Raw genomic sequence first — 17,830 nt, 5'->3', positions numbered from 1 at the left:
TAAGGGCCCGGCGTGCTTTCGCACGCCCGTATTGCAGCCATATCGCCAATTTCATCAATACGGAGAGGACCCCATGTCCCCCAAAACACTCTATGACAAAATCTGGGATGCGCATGTTGCGCATGAAGCCGAAGACGGCACTAGCCTACTTTATATCGACCGCCATCTGGTCCACGAAGTGACCAGCCCGCAAGCCTTTGAAGGTCTGCGCATGTCCGGTCGCAAAGTGCACGCACCAGAGAAGACCATCGCGGTTCCGGATCACAACGTTCCAACCACGCTGGACCGTGCCAAAGGCATCGACAACGAAGAGAGCCGCATTCAGGTTGAGGCTCTGGACAAAAACGCCAAGGAATTCGGCGTGCACTATTATCCGGTATCTGACGTACGTCAGGGCATCGTGCATATCGTTGGCCCAGAGCAAGGCTGGACCCTGCCGGGCATGACCGTTGTTTGTGGCGACAGCCATACTGCGACCCACGGCGCCTTTGGTGCTTTGGCACACGGGATCGGTACGTCTGAGGTGGAACACGTTCTGGCGACGCAAACGTTGATTCAGAAGAAATCCAAAAACATGAAGGTCGAAATCACCGGCAAACTGATGCCTGGTGTGACTGCAAAAGACATCACCATGGCCGTGATCGGCGAAACTGGTACCGCGGGCGGTACTGGCTACGTCATCGAATACTGTGGTGAAGCGATCCGCGATCTGACCATGGAAGGTCGTATGACCGTCTGCAACATGGCAATCGAAGGCGGCGCACGCGCGGGCTTGATCGCGCCAGACGACACAACGTTTGACTATGTCAAAGGTCGTCCACACGCACCAAAAGGCGGCCAGTTCGAGCAAGCGCTTGAATATTGGAAGACCCTCTTCACTGACGAAGGCGCACACTTCGACAAGGTTGTGACCCTGAAAGGTGAAGACATTCAGCCGGTCGTGACTTGGGGCACCTCCCCTGAGGATGTTCTGCCAATCACTGGCGTTGTGCCTTCCCCAGAAGATTTCGAAGGCGGCAAAGTCGAAGCGGCGCGTCGTTCCATCGAATATATGGGTCTGACACCGGGTCAGAAACTGACTGACATTGAAATCGACACTGTGTTCATCGGGTCTTGCACCAACGGTCGTATCGAAGATTTCCGTGCTGTGGCCGAAGTGGTCAAAGGCAAGAAAATCAAAGACGGCATGCGTGCGATGATCGTACCAGGCTCTGGTCTGGTTCGCGCACAAGCCGAAGAAGAAGGGCTGGCTGACATCTTCAAAGACGCGGGCTTTGAATGGCGTTTGGCTGGATGCTCTATGTGTCTTGCAATGAACCCAGATCAACTGAGCGAAGGTGAGCGTTGCGCGGCGACCTCGAACCGGAACTTTGAAGGTCGTCAGGGCTACAAAGGTCGTACGCACCTTGTGTCCCCAGCAATGGCGGCAGCGGCAGCGCTGACCGGCAAGCTGACTGACATCCGCGAGCTGAGCTAACCCAATGTCTGACGGCACCAGCCAACCTCAAAGACCTCGTGTCTTAGTGATCGCCGAGGCCGCGAACCCCGAGTGGGTGAGCGTGCCTTTGGTGGGCTGGTCCCTCTCGCAAGCTTTGCGAGAGGTTGCTGACGTGCATCTTGTTACCCAAGTCAGAAACCGCGACGCGATCCTGCGCGCGGGGCTGACCGAAGGGGATGAGTTCACAGCCATCGATACGGAATGGGCGGCAAAAGTAGGTCATAAGCTGGCGGAACGCCTGCGCATGGGAGCAAACCGGGGTTGGACCACGGTGCGCCTGATTGAAAGCCTGCTTTACCCAGTCTTTGAACGCACAGTCTGGAAACAGTTCGGTGCGGATATCAAAGGCGGTAAATACGATCTGGTGCATCGCGTGACACCTCTGTCTCCGACTGCCAATAGCCTTCTGGCGCATAAATGCCGCAAAGCTGGAGTGCCTTTTGTTATGGGGCCACTAAATGGCGGCGTCCCTTGGCCAAAGGAATTCGTTGCCGCGCAGGTGAAGGAACGCGAATTCCTTTCGTTTGTGCGTGATGTCTACAAGCTCAATCCCTTCCGTCGTCAAACACTGAACAATGCCAAAGCCATCGTTGTTGGCTCACGTCATACTGGGTCAGAGATCCCGGATGCCCTACAAGGCAAAACGATCTTCATTCCGGAAAATGCCGTGGACCCGCAACGGTTCAATCAACCTGCTATGCCATATGAAAACGGCCCCGTTCGGGGATGTTTCATCGGTCGGCTCGTGCCTTACAAAGGCTGCGATATGTTGATTGAGGCCGCCCAGCCTATGCTGGCGGATGGTCGCATGACATTGGATGTGCTGGGCGATGGCCCGGAACTCGCGGCGCTTAAAGAGCAGGCTCAATCCTTGGGAGTAGCAAATGCTGTGACCTTCCACGGATGGGTAGAGCACCAAAAGGTTCAGGACGTTGCGCGCAATGCGCACCTTCTGACTTTCCCATCGATCCGAGAATTCGGTGGCGGTGTAGTTCTGGAAGCGATGGCCTTAGGGCTGGTTCCCGTGATCTGCGATTATGCAGGTCCAGCAGAACTGGTCACAGATGAAACAGGTTTCAAAGTACCTATGGGTACCAGAGACCAGATTGTTGCCAAGTTCCGCCAGACGCTCGACAGCATTTGTCAGACACCAAGCCAGCTTGCACCGATGGCGCAGGCTGCTCGTTCAACCATTCAGGACCATTTCACTTGGTCCGCCAAAGCACGCCAAATGCGCCAAGTCTATGACTGGGCGCTGCAAGACACACCGAAACCAGAACCTCTTTCGGGTCACATCGCCAAACTGGCGAAAACCGCGTGACCCGGAACCACAGATTACGGAATCCATAAACCGTCCACTTTGAGGAGACTTATATTATGGACAAGTTTACAAAACTGACCGGCGTTGCGGCGCCAATGCCTTTGGTAAATATCGACACCGATATGATTATCCCAAAGGTTTTCTTGAAATCCATCGCCCGCACCGGCTTTGGCAAGAACCTCTTTGACGAGATGCGTTACAATCGCGATGGCACTGAAATCGAAGATTTCGTGCTGAATAAACCGCAGTACCGCAAAGCTGAGATCCTCGTAGCAGGTGATAACTTTGGTTGTGGTTCCTCTCGTGAGCACGCACCTTGGGCCATCGCAGACTTCGGCATCAAATGCGTAGTGTCGACGTCCTTCGCAGACATCTTCTTCAACAACTGTTTCAAGAACGGCATCCTGCCGGTTGTCCTGCCACAAGAGCAAGTCGACCTTTTGATGGCAGATGCTGAAAAAGGTGAAAACGCGCGTATGACCGTTGATCTGGAAGCGCAGGAAATCACCACATCAGATGGCGAAGTTATCAAATTCGACGTCGATGCACACCGCAAGCATTGCCTGCTGGAAGGTTTGGATGACATCGGCCAAACGATGCAGAAAAAAGCCTCGATCGAGGCGTTTGAAGCTCAAGCCTCTGCTGCACGCCCTTGGGTCTAAGACCTTTTTTATAGGTTAACCAGCCAACGAAAAGCCGCTCCAAATGGGGCGGCTTTTTCAGTTTGTGGCGCAAATGTGGCGGGAATCTAGCCCCAAATCTCTAACAACATATGAGCCAGTTTTGGATATAAAGCCCCCTCAATTGAAACAATTTTGAAATAAGACCACATGAACCTCCCCCGCTAGAGGCATGGATTCGTATGATTTTTCTGAAATTATGGTGCAATCTCGCACCACTTTACCTTTTGAACCTCAGTTTATTCACGGAATTGAAAACAAACTGTTGAGCGGCTGGCGAAAACACGGCACGATTGGGGCAAGAATGAGGCAGCCTGCAGAATGCAGGATCTCAAGTTGGAAACAGCAAGCGGCATTGAATCGCAGCGGTCCAGTTTGAAGGGAAAGAGCAGTGCTCACACAATTTATAAGCGCGATAACACGCGCGGTCTTGGTTGCATTTCTCGTCGCGCTTCCAGCTTTGCTGGTGCCCAACGTCAGTGCGGATTCTTCTCAAGTAATGATGTTGATCGCTCTTTTCGGGGCGCTATTGGTATTTATTGAATACTACGCCACCTATCCAAGCATCATCGAATTCCGCAACGCTCCACCTTTCAATCGCCTTCGGTATGTCGCGGTTCTTTTGACCGTCTTTGTAATCGCGTCTGTCGCAAGTAATGCATCTGACCCGAATTCGCTAAATGGGTTGCTGAAGTCTGTTGCGGCTTTAGCTGGCAACATGCTGGATTTCCCATACTCTCCGGTGCGCCTTGTCGTGGTCACCTTGCCTGCCGAGACGAATATTGCCAGTGTCGGCTTTGTCCGCATGGCAGCGGGAACAGCCTATCTGTTTTCTCTGATCAGCCTTTTGGTCTTTTACTTCATGGTCCGCGTACTGGATTGGCCTGCGCGCAACGGTGCCTTTAACGTTTGGGTGAACCTGCCTCTCTTTGATCCAACCGTTGGCGGCGACGTTCTACCGCGCCTGACACGAGATGGCCGCCTTAACATTGCGTTAGGCCTCATGATGCCATTCTTGTTTCCAGCATTCTTCAAAGCGATCTCGGATATTGCGAACCCGCTGCAATTGACCAATCCGCAGACGCTGATCTGGACGGTGGCAATTTGGGCATTCTTCCCGGCTGGCTTGGTGATGCGCGGCATCGCAATGACCCGCATTGCATCAATGATCGACGAAAACCGCAAACGCGCTTATGCCGTTGCGCAGGGCTTGCAGCCGGTCTGATCATTTGTGCCTCTGGCCTTTGGGCAGAGAACATACGTATCGCAACATTCAATACTGAGCTCGCCCAAAAGGGACCGGGTCTTCTCGTCCGAGAATTACAGCGGGAAGCACCTCAGGTTATGGCGATTGTGCAAACGATCACTGCCTACACACCCGATATCCTCATTTTGCAAGGCATCGACTATGATCATCAAAATGTCGCTGCGCACGCGCTTAGTCAGTTGCTTAATCAAAACGGGCATCCCTTGCCATATGTGCTGATGCCGACGACCAACACCGGCGTTCCAACCGGCTTAGACATGGATGGGGACCGAAAATTAGGCACGCCCAGAGATGCTCAGGGATATGGGCGCTTTTTTGGTCATGGAAGCGTAGCCATATTGTCAAAGTTTCCAATTCAAATTGAACAGGTCCAAAGTTTTCACGATGTTCTTTGGAGCGCGGTTACACCGCCAGAGAACTTAAGAGAATTGATCCCTGCCGATAGTTTGGAAGTACAACGTCTTGCGTCGAAAGTCTTTGCCGCAGTTCCGGTTCAAGTGGCAGAGCAGACCCTTTGGGTTCTGTCTCATCACGCCACCCCGCCTGTGTTTGATGGCCCAGAGGATCGCAACGGCCACCGAAATGCTGCAGAGAACCTATTTTGGCTTGGCGCGCTTTCTGGCCAACACGCGGCTCAGATCGGCACAAATTTCATCATCGCAGGGCAGCTCAATGTCGACCCACATAGTGGTCAAGGGCGTAAGACGGATCTGATCCGGTTGATTTCAGACTCAAGATTGCAAAATCCATTTGCCGATTGGCCTGCCGACGACCGCCATACCGTGACTTACCAAACCGCAGGCCCACTGCGCGTTAGCGAGCTTTTACCCAGCGCAAATCTGCGCGTGACTAGCTTAGGCATGTCAGATGATCCACCGATTTCAGACGAGATCAAACACACACGCCACCGATTGCTTTGGATCGATGTCGAAATCCCCAACTAATGCGCAACTTTCCTGCGCAAATCCCCTTCGTTTCTTGATCTTTCAGCCCCCACAAGCTAGGCAGCGGCAAGCTTAGATGTGAAGGAAGAATGAAGATGAGCAACCCCTCGCTTTTGATCCTGCCGGGCGACGGCATCGGACAAGAAGTCATGGCTCAAGTCCGCCGTGTCATTGAATGGTATGGCGACAAACGTGGTCTGAAATTTGATGTCAGCGAAGACCTCGTTGGTGGTGCGGCATATGACGCACACGGCACGCCGCTGCACGATGACACCATGACAAAAGCACAAGAGGCGGATGCGGTACTTCTGGGTGCCGTTGGCGGCCCAGCTTACGACAACCTAGACTTCTCTGTAAAACCAGAACGCGGTCTGCTGCGCCTGCGCAAAGAGATGGACCTATTCGCAAACCTGCGCCCAGCGCAGTGCTTTGATGCTCTGGCGGATTTCTCGTCATTGAAGCGCGACATCGTTTCTGGCCTCGACATCATGATTGTGCGCGAACTGACGTCCGGTTCCTACTTTGGTGAGCCACGCGGCATTTTCGAAGAAGACGGCCAGCGCGTTGGTATCAACACTCAACGTTACACCGAAGCGGAAATCGACCGCGTAGCACGTTCTGCGTTTGAACTGGCACGTCGCCGCAACAACAAAGTTGTGTCGATGGAAAAAGCCAACGTTATGGAATCCGGCATCCTGTGGCGCGAAGTTGTGGAACGGGTGCATCAGGCAGACTACGCAGACGTAGAGCTGTCCCACATGTATGCAGACAACGGTGCGATGCAGCTGGTGCGCGCACCAAAGCAGTTCGACGTGATCCTGACCGACAACCTATTTGGTGACATTCTGTCTGATTGTGCCGCCATGCTGACAGGTTCCCTTGGTATGTTGCCATCTGCATCTTTGGGTGCGCCGATGGACAACGGTCGTCCTAAAGCATTGTACGAGCCGGTACATGGTTCCGCACCAGACATCGCTGGTGAAGGCAAAGCCAACCCCTGCGCCTGCGTGCTCAGCTTTGCGATGGCTCTGCGTTACAGCTTTGATCAAGGCGATGAAGCCACCCGCTTGGAAACAGCAGTACAGACTGTTCTGGCCAACGGCGTGCGCACTGGCGATCTGATGCAAGCAGGCGACGCACAGCCTGTCAGCACGTCGCAAATGGGCGATGCCATCTTAGAAGCGCTGGACGCATCCCTCGCTTAAGCGCCTAAGAAAACGAGACATGATTGGCCGGTGCACAATGTGCGTCGGCCTTTTTTATTGTCTCGGATTAGAAATACTTGTGCAGATCAGAAGCTGTGATAGTGAAAATGTTAGCGCTCCCGTTTTCCAGGATTTGCCATGACCCCGACACATAACCTTAAAGGCGCTTTATTGTCGCTTGGTGCTTTCTCCGTTTACGCCGCACATGATGTGATTGTGCGCTATCTCGGCGGTAATTATTCGCCAATGCAGGTTTTGTTTTTCGCAAGCCTGCTGTCTTTCCCGCTTTTAACACTGATGATGGTCAGCGGAGGAGGCGCAAATAACCTGCGCCCCGTCCACCCGTGGTGGGTGGCGGTCCGATCTCTGACGATGGTCGGGGGTGGCACCTGCGGGTTTTACGCATTTTCGACCCTACCCATGGCACAGGTCTATTCGATCCTATTCACGGTTCCCCTTATGGTCACTCTTCTGGCCATTCCTATTCTCGGAGAGCGGGTCGGCCTCCACCGGGCCTTTGCTGTGATCTTAGGTTTGATCGGCGTGCTGATTGTGGTTCGCCCGGGCGCAGAGCCTGTGTCTTTGGGGCATATGGCGGCACTTGCGGCCGCCTTCTTTGTGGCGATGCAATCGGTGATCGCGCGCCGCATCGGGAATGAGGAAAGCCAAATTGTGATGATGCTCTACCCGTTTGTGGCAGTTTTCGTCACCATGGGAATTGCGCTTGCCGCTGTCTACAAACCGATGCCCTTGATCGACTTTTCGGCCATGGGTGCTATCGCGGTCATGGGCTTCATCGCAGCCTTTCTGCTTCTTGGGGCCTATCGCTCAGGCGAAGCAGCCATTGTTGCTCCGATGCAATACAGTCAGATCATTTGGGCCACCTTTTATGGTATCGTGTTTTTTAACGAAAAACCCGATTTCGCCACATTGCTTGGAGCAGGCGTCATCATCTTAAGTGGAATTTACATCGTGGTCCGTGAGGCCTTTGCAGGCAATTCTGAAAACACGCCGGTTCTCAGAACTCGTTCCCGCGCGATTGCACCGGGCGGCTTCCGAGTCTCGCAAGTATTACGCAGAAAGCCCCAATAAAAATGGCGGAGCGCCAAACGCTCCGCCAAACTCGTTAACAAACGCGGTGTTGTTATGAAAACAAAGTACCGCCGTTAATGTCGATATTTGCGCCGGTGATGAAGGCCGCTTCGTCAGAAGCCAGGAATACGGCCAGATTTGCGCAGTCTTCAGATGACCCTTCGCGCTTCATCGGCGTGATATTTGCAACATGTGAACGCACTTCTGGCTTCGTAAAGATGTTGTGGAAATCCGTGTCAATCATGCCAGGGCACAAAGAGTTGACGCGGATATTCGGGCCAAATTCCTTTGCCAGACCCCGTGTGTAGGTCATCAATGCGCCTTTAGCAGCACCGTAAGCCGACGCACCTGGTCCACCACCATCACGGGAGGCCTGAGACGCCATCGCAACGATAGAGCTGCCGGGTTTCATATGTGGAGTGGATTCGCGAACTGCCAGCATGAAAGAGGTCAGATTCACATCCATAACCGCATTCCAATGTTCAACCGTCATTTCAGCAGTGGTCTTACGCGCGAGAATACCACCAGTCACATGGATCAGTGTGTCAACGCCCCCAAACTGTTCAACCGTTGTAGCAACCAGTGCTTTGACATCGCCTTCTTTGGTCATGTCGCCTTGCATTGCAAAGGCTTGACCACCGGCAGCTTTGATCTCTGCAACCGCAGTGTCTGCACCTTCGCTGCTGCTGTGATAGTTGATCGCAACATTTGCGCCGGCCTGCGCCAAGCGCATCACACATGCTCGGCCGATGTCACGGCCACCACCAGTCACAATCGCTGTTTTACCCTGCATATTCATAAGAATTCTCCAATTGTCTTAATGTCTTAGGCCTTGGCCAATTTTTGAACGACAACCTTGAACGACCGCTCTTCACTGTCTGTGAAGTAAAGATCGCAGTCATATCCTTGGTCATCGAGGAAGGTGAAAATGCGCTTTGGATCTCTCAGCGCATAAGGAACGAGTAACGTCGCAATCCGGTGTCTGGTGTTTTTCGGATATTTAGCGTAAAGGCAGGTGCTTTCTGCCAAACCTCGGAATTCTTCGGGATTCACTCCAGGAAAGCCAGTTTCCTGCTCAAGTGTCGGAGCACCAGCTTCGGACCAAAGAACCTGCCCATAGAAACCAGCTTTTTCGCCATGGTTGCGGAAAGAATTCTCACCCAGGCGGTAGGGGTTATTGGCGTGAAGCAACCAATCGATTTCAACCGGCTCGGTCGCATCAACGCTGTCCACGATTATGAAATAACTGTCATGCACGAAATAGTATTCGCGTCGTGCAAGCGTCACTTCCGGTGACAGGGACTTATAGGCATCGGTCGCATTGGTGCTGATATAGATATGATCCTCGGCCTCGCGAACCTCTTCGATCAGACCCGTAGACGTCATCTGCTTAGACTTGTCCTTGCCCGAATACTGACCTTTGCCATTGATCAGGATCGCATTTTTGGATCGCGTTTGACGACGCCATTCCTGATGCATCGAACTGTTGAAAGCCACGTAGTGCCCAGATTGGATCGCTAGATCTTCGCCATAAGCCGCCAAACAGAACGCGGATTGATCGCCGTGACTGTGGCTGATCGACCCAAATGGCGACGCTTTGGTCACGAATTGAATATGCTGATCCGGATCATCCATATGTCGTTGAATGGCGACCCAACCGATGCCTTTAAACCAGCGCAATTGATCTTCTTTACCAGGCGCTTTGGCTTCGATCTGCGGCCAATCGTGGTTGTACATCAGATCGTCAAAGTTCAGATCCCACCACCCCCAATTGTAAAAGGCACCCTCTGTGCCGGGGTCATTGCGTTTGATCTCGTCATAGTACCATTGATAGGCACCATTGCCAGTCACACCTGCATATTGGCGTAGGTTATAGCCGATCTTAAGGCACGGCAGATCACCCATTGTGCTGTCATCGCCAAAGGTCGCGCGGCGTGTATCGGGCGCCTTAGTATATAGCGGCATGTCTCCGGTTTTGTGGAAAAACGGGCGGTCATAAAGATTGATACCAGTGAAGTTCTTAAGCAGGTTCGCAGCCTCGACCAGATAGGCCATACCGGTCATCCAGTAGTGCGGACCTTCTGCCCAACCACCATCTGCGTCGCCCCAAGGGGAATAAACTGTGAATAGGAACTCGATGGAATAGTCCAACCACTCGCGCGCTTCGTCCTCTTCGCCCAACATGGCGACGCAAGCGGGCACCAAAACGGCTGACACGGCGCGAACCGCGTGGCTGTCAAAAGGGAAGAGATGAATGTTGGCATGACGGATAAGATGATCTGCGATTTCACGTGTGCGCACCAATAGTGCAGCCCGTACTTTTTCGCGCTCCGCTTCGGTCAGCTCATCGTGAAGCCAGTCATAGCCCCAAGCCAGAGCCAACGTGACGCGGAAGGCCCATTCGTCTGTGTAAGAGCGCGATGTCGTCCCAGCCGGATCCCATTCTGCAGCAGAGAGCAACCAAGCTTTAGATTTTTCCAACAGCGACGCGTCGTCTAGGACATGGCCAGCAATAGCCATATGGCGGATCGCGTACAGCAGTTCTTGGCAATCGATATATGTCTGACGCCAGACCGGGGGGGTGCGTTGATTGTTTGGATATGGCGCAGGTTCATCCATGACCGGGCGGTCAATCCACTGCGAAACAGATTTTTCGTAAAAGGTATCCCAGCCACAATGGCTGGCGTCCTTGGCGACAGCCGCTTTGAACTCTTTAAGTTTCTTTGGCCCCAACCAAAGACGCGGATGGGCCATATCAGCCTGATCAAAACGGGTGTCTCGGCCCTGCAAAGGAACTTCGGTGGCGTCTTTTGGCACGGTGAAGCTACGTGTTGCGCTCCACTCGGTTTCAGGTGCCTGTTTTTCAGCGTTCCAAACGGCATAAGACCAATAGTGATCTCCTGCCTGCAACGCAGCGTCCGGCGTGAAGAAATTCAGTGGGATATCTGTATAGAGCTTTGTTTTGCCCTTCGGAAACTTACTGTCTGCAGAGACCCGCAGAACATAAGTTGCCTCTTCTTCGACCACAGGCAGCCAAGTGAACCGTGGTGGGTTCTCGACCAAAGTGTCGCCGTCTGGACGGTACTGAATGTTAAGGCGGCCAGCTTTGGGTTGATCCAAATAGTCCGGGCCGAAACCCTGCATCGAAGACATGAGTAATTCCTGATTGATCGGTATTGAACTGTATTGATCGGTGCGCCCGCCCCTAAGGGACGGGCTATCGATAAAGGCAGCTTAGCTATCGCCGTATTGGCGGTTGTAAGCAGACTGCATGGCGTCAACGACATCGTTATAACCCATCTTGTCGAGGGTCTTGATGTAGTTGTCCCAATCCGCTTCAACGTCAGAAGATCCAAGAACCCAAGCTTGCTGTTTTTCCAGCATGTATGTTTCAATCTGGGACCATTTCTTGTCGTAGATGCCCTGCTCTTCTTCGTTGAAGGCCACACCTAGGAATTGGTCGACCAGATAGTCGCCCGCGTCATAAAGTGCGATGCCTTCTAGAGCAGATGGATTTGTCCACTGCTTCTCGTAGTTGAAGTCTTGGAAGTATCCACGCTGAACCTGAGAACCAACTTGATAAAGGGAGCTGTTGATAGGCCCCTTCGCCTTGAACTCGTCGGTAAAAATAGGCTCACCATCTACCAGATCATACGTCAGACCTTCGACACCAAAGTTCGCCAAACGACGGCCTTCTTCGGTGAAGTAGAAGTCGAAGTATTTGATTGTTGTCACTGGATCAGGGTTAGTGTGTGAAATCGCCCACCCATCTGGCTTCACCGGAATACGGCGGTGTTCCGCGATGCGCTTGCCAGAAACAGACGCAGGTGGGGCCATCACATCCAGATTAAATCCAGCAACCTTGTCTTTCAGGCTGATGTTGTAGCCAGATGTTGATGCGAACCAGTCGTGGGTCATGCCCCCCAAGTTTTCAGACAGAAGATATTCACGTGCAGAAGAACCACGTGTGAATACTTCGGCGTCGATCAGGCCTTCAGCATACCATTTGGCAATGTTCTTGATGCCCTCACGGTAGCCTTCACCGGCATAACCATGCTGGATTTTACCGTCGGCAACATGGAAGTCATGTGCAGTGTCAGATCCAGAAGAACGACCATCCCAAAGTGTCACAAGACGCAGTAATTCAGGCCATTGACGCACAAAGTAAGGTACTTCGTCCTTAATGCCGTTACCGTTAGGATCTTGGTTCCGGAACGCTGTCAGAACTTCGTATAGCTCATCTACGTTTTGTGGAACTTCAAGGCCCAGAGTATCCAACCAGTCCTGACGGATCCAATACGCCCGACCATATTTACCGTCTGGCAGGTACGGGATGTAGTACAGATTGCCATCAAAGGCAGATACCGCTGCTTGCTTTTCAGGATACTTTTCAAAGAAGGCTTTGATGTTTGGCGCGTGCTCGTCGATCAGATCATTCAGCGGCACAAATGCACCCTGTGGGCCATATTCGTTGACCATGTTTTTGATCTTGTCGCCGCCGACAATGTGCGGGATGTCGCCCGATGCAAGCATCAAGTTGTGCGCCTCTTTTGAACTTGGCGTATTGATCCCGAACGTTGCACCTTTCAGATGAACACCGGTCACTTCGCGCGCTTTTTGCTCAACAGGCCAATCTTCGCTGTAGTGGTAGCGCTTGTTATGCAGGTGGACTGTGAACTCAACCGGTTCGTCAACGATCCGGTGATCATCGCCTGCGAAGGCTGGTACGGTCATCATCGTCGATGCCAGAACCATGGCAGATACTGTTAGCTTTTTCATGTTTCCTCCCTAAGAAAAAGTCTGTTTCGTTTGAATTCCCAAGCCGATCATTCTTTCACGCCACCCAGCATGATGCCTTTGTTGAAGTACTTCTGGATGAACGGATAAACGACTAGGACTGGAATAATGGAGCAGACGATGATGGCTGCTGTTACGGTCTCAACCGAGTAAGGCGCATTCAGCAACGTGGCCGAAAACTCTTCATCGTCTGACAGCGAAGCGATGATCTGGCGCAAGTAGACTTGAAGCGGAATTTTACTTTCGTCTTGCAAAAGAACCATCGCCCAAAAGAAGCCATTCCAACGCGACACCATGCAGAACAGGGTGATGGTTGCGATGGCTGGTTTAGACAGGGGTACAAAGACCTTCCAAAGGACTTGGAAATCATTGGCGCCATCCATCCGCGCAGCTTCTTCAAAGGAAGATGGGATGCTTTCAAAGAAATTGCGCAGAAGGATAATGTTGAAGGCGTTACAGGCAAAACCGATGATGATGCCAAAGTAGCTGTCCAGAAGCCCGAGATCCCGCATGTTCAAGAAGAATGGGATCATGCCCGCGTTGAACCACATAGTGAATGCGATCACGAGGTTCCAGAAACGACGCCCTGCCAATTGTGGACGCGAGAGCGCATAGGCTCCTGGAATGATGATAATCAAGCTCACCAGCGTGCCGCCAATCGTGTAAATAAAGGTGTTCTTGTAGGAAATCCAAAAGGCGCTTTCTGACAAGACGAGTTCATAAGCCGCGAGTGTCATTTCCACTGGGGTCAGAACGACTACACCTGCGGTGGCCGCAAATCCTGAACTGAATGAAACAGCCGCAATGTAAATGAACGGATAGAGCGTCGACAGCGTGAAGACACCGATGAGGAACATGGTTGCGTAGACAAAGAGCTTATCGCCACGCGAATACAGGTTCATATTAGCCATTGGTCATTCTCCCCCTTACCAAAGCGACGTGCGTGATACGCGGCGCGAGATTGTGTTGGCGGTCATCACAAGGATGAAGGCGACAACGGCATTGAAGAGACCTGCAGCAGCGGCAACATCGTATTGCCCCCCCTGAAGACCCTGACGATAGATGTAGGTGTTGATCACATCAGCGGTTTCGTAAGTCGCAGGCTGGTAGAGCAAAATGATCAACTCGAACCCGACTTCCAAAATGTTACCGATACGGATGATCAACATGATGATGATTGTCGGCATGATCGACGGGATGGTGATTTTCCACATCATTTGCCAACGACTGGCCCCATCCACCACCGCACTTTCATAAAGAGACGGGTTCACGCCTGCGATGGCCGCAAGGAAAACGATCGAGCTAAATCCGGCTTCCTGCCAAATTCCAGATCCAATAAAGATCGGTCGGAACCATTCAGGCTTTGTAAGGAAGTAGATCGGCTCGACCCCCAGCCATCCGAGGAAAGTGTTGATAATACCGGCAGATGGCGAGAAGGCGGTCACCACAATACCCGCAATAATCACTGTCGAAATGAAGTGCGGCAAGTAGACAATCGTCTGCGCTGTTCTTTTGAAAGTCGCGTTCAAGATTTCATTGAACATCAACGCCAGAATAATCGGTACGGGAAAGCCAAACATCAGGCTGAAACCACTGAGGATCACTGTGTTTTTAATCGCTCGGATGAAGCCTTCACTACCAAACAAGGTTTGGAAATGCTCAAGACCAACCCACGGACTTCCCGCAACACCGCGGAAAATAGAGTAGTCTTTAAAAGCAATTTGCAGCCCGTACATAGGCTTGTACAAGAAGACAGCGAACCAAATTACGGTTGGTAGAAGCATGGCATAGATCTGCCAGTCCCTTAGGATGCGACGACCGATAGATTTGGCCAGCATCGAAAGGTCAGTTTTCTGACCTTCTGATGGGGCGGATTGTTCGTTTTCAGCAACCATAGATTTAGCCTTCCGCCCGGAAGACATTGCCCGTCGCTGAATCAAACACCTTGATCAGATCTTTGCGCACATGCAGCGTGTCCACGCCCTGCAGGTGGTCAATCGAACCCAGCGTTTCGGCTCTGGCAACAAATGGTTTACCATCGATTTGCGAGTGCAAAAGTGCTTCAGAACCAAGTGTCTCGACCAAGTCTAGTTCAATCGACAAAGGAGCCGTTTGTTCGCCAGCTGCTAAGGTCATGTGTTCGGGGCGAATGCCAACAACGACCTCGCGCCCTTCAGAATTTCTAAGCGCTTCCAGTGCAGGTAGTTCAATGGAACGAGAACCAAATTTTGCAACTGGCGCATTCTCCCCACCGGTGATCGTGGCAGTAATTTGGTTCATAGGTGGAGAGCCAATGAAACCAGCCACAAACACGTTTGCGGGATTGTTAAACAGCTCCATTGGGGTGCCGATCTGTTCAATCCGACCGTCACTCATCACAACGATCCGGTCTGCCAAAGTCATCGCTTCAACCTGATCGTGGGTGACGTAAATGCTTGTGACACCAAGGCGCTTGTGTAGGCGTTTGATCTCTGCACGCATTTGGGTACGAAGTTTAGCGTCGAGGTTCGACAATGGCTCATCAAATAGGAAAACTTTAGGGTGGCGTACAATTGCGCGGCCCATGGCAACACGCTGACGCTGGCCACCAGACAAATCCGCAGGACGACGCTCTAGGTATTCCGTCAAACCTAGGATTTCAGCAACTTCATCAACTGAACGTTTGATTTCGTCTTTAGGGACTTTTCGGATCCTCAGACCAAAGGCGATATTCTCGGCGACATTCAAATGTGGATATAACGCGTAGTTTTGGAACACCATCGCAACATCACGGTCCTTTGGTGCAACCGTATTCATTGTACGATCATCGATGATCAACTGGCCATCAGAAATCTCTTCCAATCCTGCAACCATGCGCAACGTCGTTGATTTACCGCAACCCGATGGTCCAACCAATACAACGAATTCTTGTGGTTTGATCTCTAGATCAATTCCATGAACAACCTGAACGCTACCGTAGCGTTTGACGATCTTTGAAAGCTGAACGCCTGACATCTTTCCTCCCCTAAGTGCGATAAATGCCTTGAAACTTCAAAGGCGATTCGATCACCGCACAACTGGTATACTAGTAACTTAACTGGGATACTAGTAAATTCACTAGTATGCTAGAAAGGCATGGTCTAAAGTGGGGGACAACACGGATAAAATCGCAAAGGGTGCAAAATATTTTCTCGCTAATTCAACTTCATAACCGAAGTGCCCGACCTTGCTCTCAAAACTAAAATTTTGCGCTGTACAGGGCCGGTTTGCTAGAAACTTGACCCGCGGTCTTTGCTAGAATCCAAAGAAGATGAAAAACGGAGACCATGGTATGGCCATGTCGACACCTATAAAAGAACGCCGCACAAGTGCGGACGATGTGTTTGACTACCTTCATGAAGAGATCGCCACCATGCGTTTGCGCCCTGGGGATAAAATCTCTGAGGCAGACTTGGCAGCGCGGTTCGGTATTTCTCGGCAACCCGTTCGTGATGCCTTTAGCCGTTTGGCTACGCATGACCTGCTACTGATCCGCCCCCAACGCGCAACTGAAGTGAAACGATTTTCAAAGCGGGAAATAGAAAAATCGCGTTTCGTCAGAACCGCCATTGAACGAGAGGTCCTGCGCCGTGCCTCAGAAAAATGTGATGCGCAAGGTGCTGCGCGGCTTGATGACTCGCTCAAGGCACAGGAACAAGCGATTCAGAAAGATGATGTCGAACTCTTTGGGTCCTTGGACTACGAATTTCACAAAATTCTATGTGGAATCGCGGGTGCGGACTACGCCTTTGATGTCATCTTAACCGAAAAGGCAAAGGTCGACCGCCTGTGTATTCTTGGATTGTCTAAGGAAAACAATATGCCTGGGTTGGTAGAAGATCATCGCAATATTGCGGAAGCAGTAAAGGCTCATCAACCAATCAAAGCGATTGAACACGGGATGTTTCACTTGTCGCGATTGGATGAAACCATCGAACGCATTGCCATCACAAACGCCAACTATTTCGATGCGCCTGTTCCTTAAGCAGCGTTAAGATGTACCGTCAAAAACCCGCTTACGCGCATTATCAATGTGCGTGCGCATTGCGAGTCGTGCCGCATCAGGTTCTTGCAACTTGATCGCGTTATAGATCTCATAGTGCTCTGCCTGCACCAATTGCATACGCTCTTGCGGCTTAGTAAGAGACAAATTACGTGTCAGATTTAGGCCAGTGATAATATTGGCCTTCATAGAAGCGCGCGCTGCAGAGAAATACTGATTATCAGACGCCATACAGATCGCCGCGTGAAAATCTTCGTCTGCGTCGACACCTAGATCGCCAGCTGCAATCACCCGATCCAACTCGTCTAAAATCGATTTCATCTTGTTCAAATCAGACTCAGACCGACGCGTGGCAGCCAAGAAAGCCGCCTCCCCTTCAACAGCAGACCGAAACTCAAATGTACGCTGAATATCCGCGATTGATCCGACCGGTGCAAAATCCAATACAGCCATTTCAGGGCGCCGTCTGACATAAGATCCAGACCCCTGCCGCGAAACGATCACATCATCTTCTCTGAGTTGTTTAAGCGCCTGACGTAGAACAGGGCGTGATAGTTTCAATCGCTCACATAACTTGTGTTCGGTTGGAAGTTTGCCACCTACAGGTATTTCACCTTCCATGATCATACCTAGAATAGCTTCATAAGCGCGATCAGAAAGCGTTGGCTCCTTCAAGGCCTCTGCCGCTCGGCCACCCATTGTATTTTGTCGATTTACCACGGCGTACAATCTCCGTCCGTTTTACGATCTTAACTTACTTTTTTGCCGCTGCTTAGTGAGTAAGCAGCCAAAAAGAGCCAGCAAAATATAGCTATTCACTCCTAAAATCGATTTACAAATTTGTCAAAATTATTCGAATGATGTGTCCGGCTAAATAGATGTTAGAACTGGCTTAAATCCCACTCTTCCCAGTGCGCAGTTAGACAATTCGGTTCTATTAACGACGAGTGTTCATCAGTAGATTGATCACTGCCCCTATGGGCTGCGTCACGCAAAACCCGCCCT

The 17,830-nt window shown here is 51.6% G+C and carries 15 protein-coding genes; 8 read left to right on the top strand and 7 right to left on the bottom strand.

Annotated features, from left to right (window positions below):
* The first annotated feature begins 73 nt into the window (after positions 1 to 73).
* The 7 genes from leuC to JXQ85_RS11480 all read left to right on the top strand — a co-directional run bounded on the left by leuC (position 74) and on the right by JXQ85_RS11480 (position 8,007).
* A complete protein-coding gene (gene leuC / locus JXQ85_RS11510; protein ID WP_421749073.1) occupies positions 74 to 1,477 on the top strand; it encodes a 3-isopropylmalate dehydratase large subunit in 1,404 nt (467 codons plus the stop codon).
* A 4-nt stretch (positions 1,478 to 1,481) separates the two neighbouring features.
* Positions 1,482 to 2,819 (top strand): glycosyltransferase family 4 protein, encoded by a 1,338-nt coding sequence (locus JXQ85_RS11505; protein ID WP_421749072.1) that lies wholly within the window; start codon positions 1,482 to 1,484, stop codon positions 2,817 to 2,819.
* A 56-nt stretch (positions 2,820 to 2,875) separates the two neighbouring features.
* A complete protein-coding gene (leuD, locus tag JXQ85_RS11500) occupies positions 2,876 to 3,481 on the top strand; it encodes a 3-isopropylmalate dehydratase small subunit (protein WP_421749071.1) in 606 nt (201 codons plus the stop codon).
* 409 nt (positions 3,482 to 3,890) lie between these two features.
* Complete coding sequence (locus tag JXQ85_RS11495) at positions 3,891 to 4,724, top strand: hypothetical protein (RefSeq protein ID WP_421749070.1); 834 nt, start codon at positions 3,891 to 3,893, stop codon at positions 4,722 to 4,724.
* A gap of 119 nt (positions 4,725 to 4,843) precedes the next feature.
* On the top strand, positions 4,844 to 5,710 hold the full coding sequence (locus tag JXQ85_RS11490; protein WP_421749069.1) for an endonuclease/exonuclease/phosphatase family protein: 867 nt from the start codon (positions 4,844 to 4,846) through the stop codon (positions 5,708 to 5,710).
* 95 nt (positions 5,711 to 5,805) lie between these two features.
* A complete protein-coding gene (leuB, locus tag JXQ85_RS11485; RefSeq protein WP_421749068.1) occupies positions 5,806 to 6,915 on the top strand; it encodes a 3-isopropylmalate dehydrogenase in 1,110 nt (369 codons plus the stop codon).
* A gap of 138 nt (positions 6,916 to 7,053) precedes the next feature.
* The gene (locus JXQ85_RS11480; protein ID WP_421749067.1) at positions 7,054 to 8,007 is read left to right on the top strand and encodes a DMT family transporter; all 954 of its coding nucleotides are present in this window, start codon (positions 7,054 to 7,056) and stop codon (positions 8,005 to 8,007) included.
* Between the two features lie 52 nt (positions 8,008 to 8,059).
* Here JXQ85_RS11480 and JXQ85_RS11475 read toward each other — a convergent pair whose 3' ends face one another.
* From JXQ85_RS11475 to JXQ85_RS11450, 6 genes are all read right to left on the bottom strand, one after another.
* Positions 8,060 to 8,806 (bottom strand): SDR family NAD(P)-dependent oxidoreductase, encoded by a 747-nt coding sequence (locus JXQ85_RS11475; protein WP_421749066.1) that lies wholly within the window; start codon positions 8,804 to 8,806, stop codon positions 8,060 to 8,062.
* Positions 8,807 to 8,832: 26 nt separating this feature from the next.
* Entirely contained in the window at positions 8,833 to 11,160 is a 2,328-nt protein-coding gene (locus tag JXQ85_RS11470) for a DUF4962 domain-containing protein (protein ID WP_421749065.1), read from the bottom strand.
* Between the two features lie 81 nt (positions 11,161 to 11,241).
* On the bottom strand, positions 11,242 to 12,786 hold the full coding sequence (locus JXQ85_RS11465) for a sugar ABC transporter permease (RefSeq protein ID WP_421749064.1): 1,545 nt from the start codon (positions 12,784 to 12,786) through the stop codon (positions 11,242 to 11,244).
* Positions 12,787 to 12,833: 47 nt separating this feature from the next.
* Positions 12,834 to 13,715 carry a carbohydrate ABC transporter permease gene (locus tag JXQ85_RS11460; RefSeq protein ID WP_421749063.1) on the bottom strand — a complete coding sequence of 294 codons (882 nt, stop codon included), beginning with the start codon at positions 13,713 to 13,715 and terminating at the stop codon, positions 12,834 to 12,836.
* 15 nt (positions 13,716 to 13,730) lie between these two features.
* On the bottom strand, positions 13,731 to 14,699 hold the full coding sequence (locus JXQ85_RS11455) for an ABC transporter permease (RefSeq protein WP_421749062.1): 969 nt from the start codon (positions 14,697 to 14,699) through the stop codon (positions 13,731 to 13,733).
* 4 nt (positions 14,700 to 14,703) lie between these two features.
* The gene (locus tag JXQ85_RS11450; protein ID WP_421749061.1) at positions 14,704 to 15,798 is read right to left on the bottom strand and encodes an ABC transporter ATP-binding protein; all 1,095 of its coding nucleotides are present in this window, start codon (positions 15,796 to 15,798) and stop codon (positions 14,704 to 14,706) included.
* Positions 15,799 to 16,114: 316 nt separating this feature from the next.
* Between JXQ85_RS11450 and JXQ85_RS11445 the strand changes: the two genes are divergently transcribed.
* Positions 16,115 to 16,807: a GntR family transcriptional regulator gene (locus tag JXQ85_RS11445; protein ID WP_421749060.1), complete on the top strand. Its 693-nt coding sequence runs from the start codon at positions 16,115 to 16,117 to the stop codon at positions 16,805 to 16,807.
* A gap of 6 nt (positions 16,808 to 16,813) precedes the next feature.
* On the opposite strand, the gene JXQ85_RS11440 is transcribed toward JXQ85_RS11445, so the two are convergent.
* Positions 16,814 to 17,545, bottom strand: coding sequence for a FadR/GntR family transcriptional regulator (locus JXQ85_RS11440; RefSeq protein WP_421749059.1), 732 nt, complete (start codon positions 17,543 to 17,545; stop codon positions 16,814 to 16,816).
* Positions 17,546 to 17,830 lie beyond the last annotated feature (285 nt).

This window comes from Cognatishimia sp., assembly GCF_049116455.1.
GTDB lineage: Bacteria > Pseudomonadota > Alphaproteobacteria > Rhodobacterales > Rhodobacteraceae > Cognatishimia.
The sequence above is the reverse complement of the archived record's forward strand: the minus strand, read 5'-3'. Positions and strand labels throughout refer to the sequence as shown.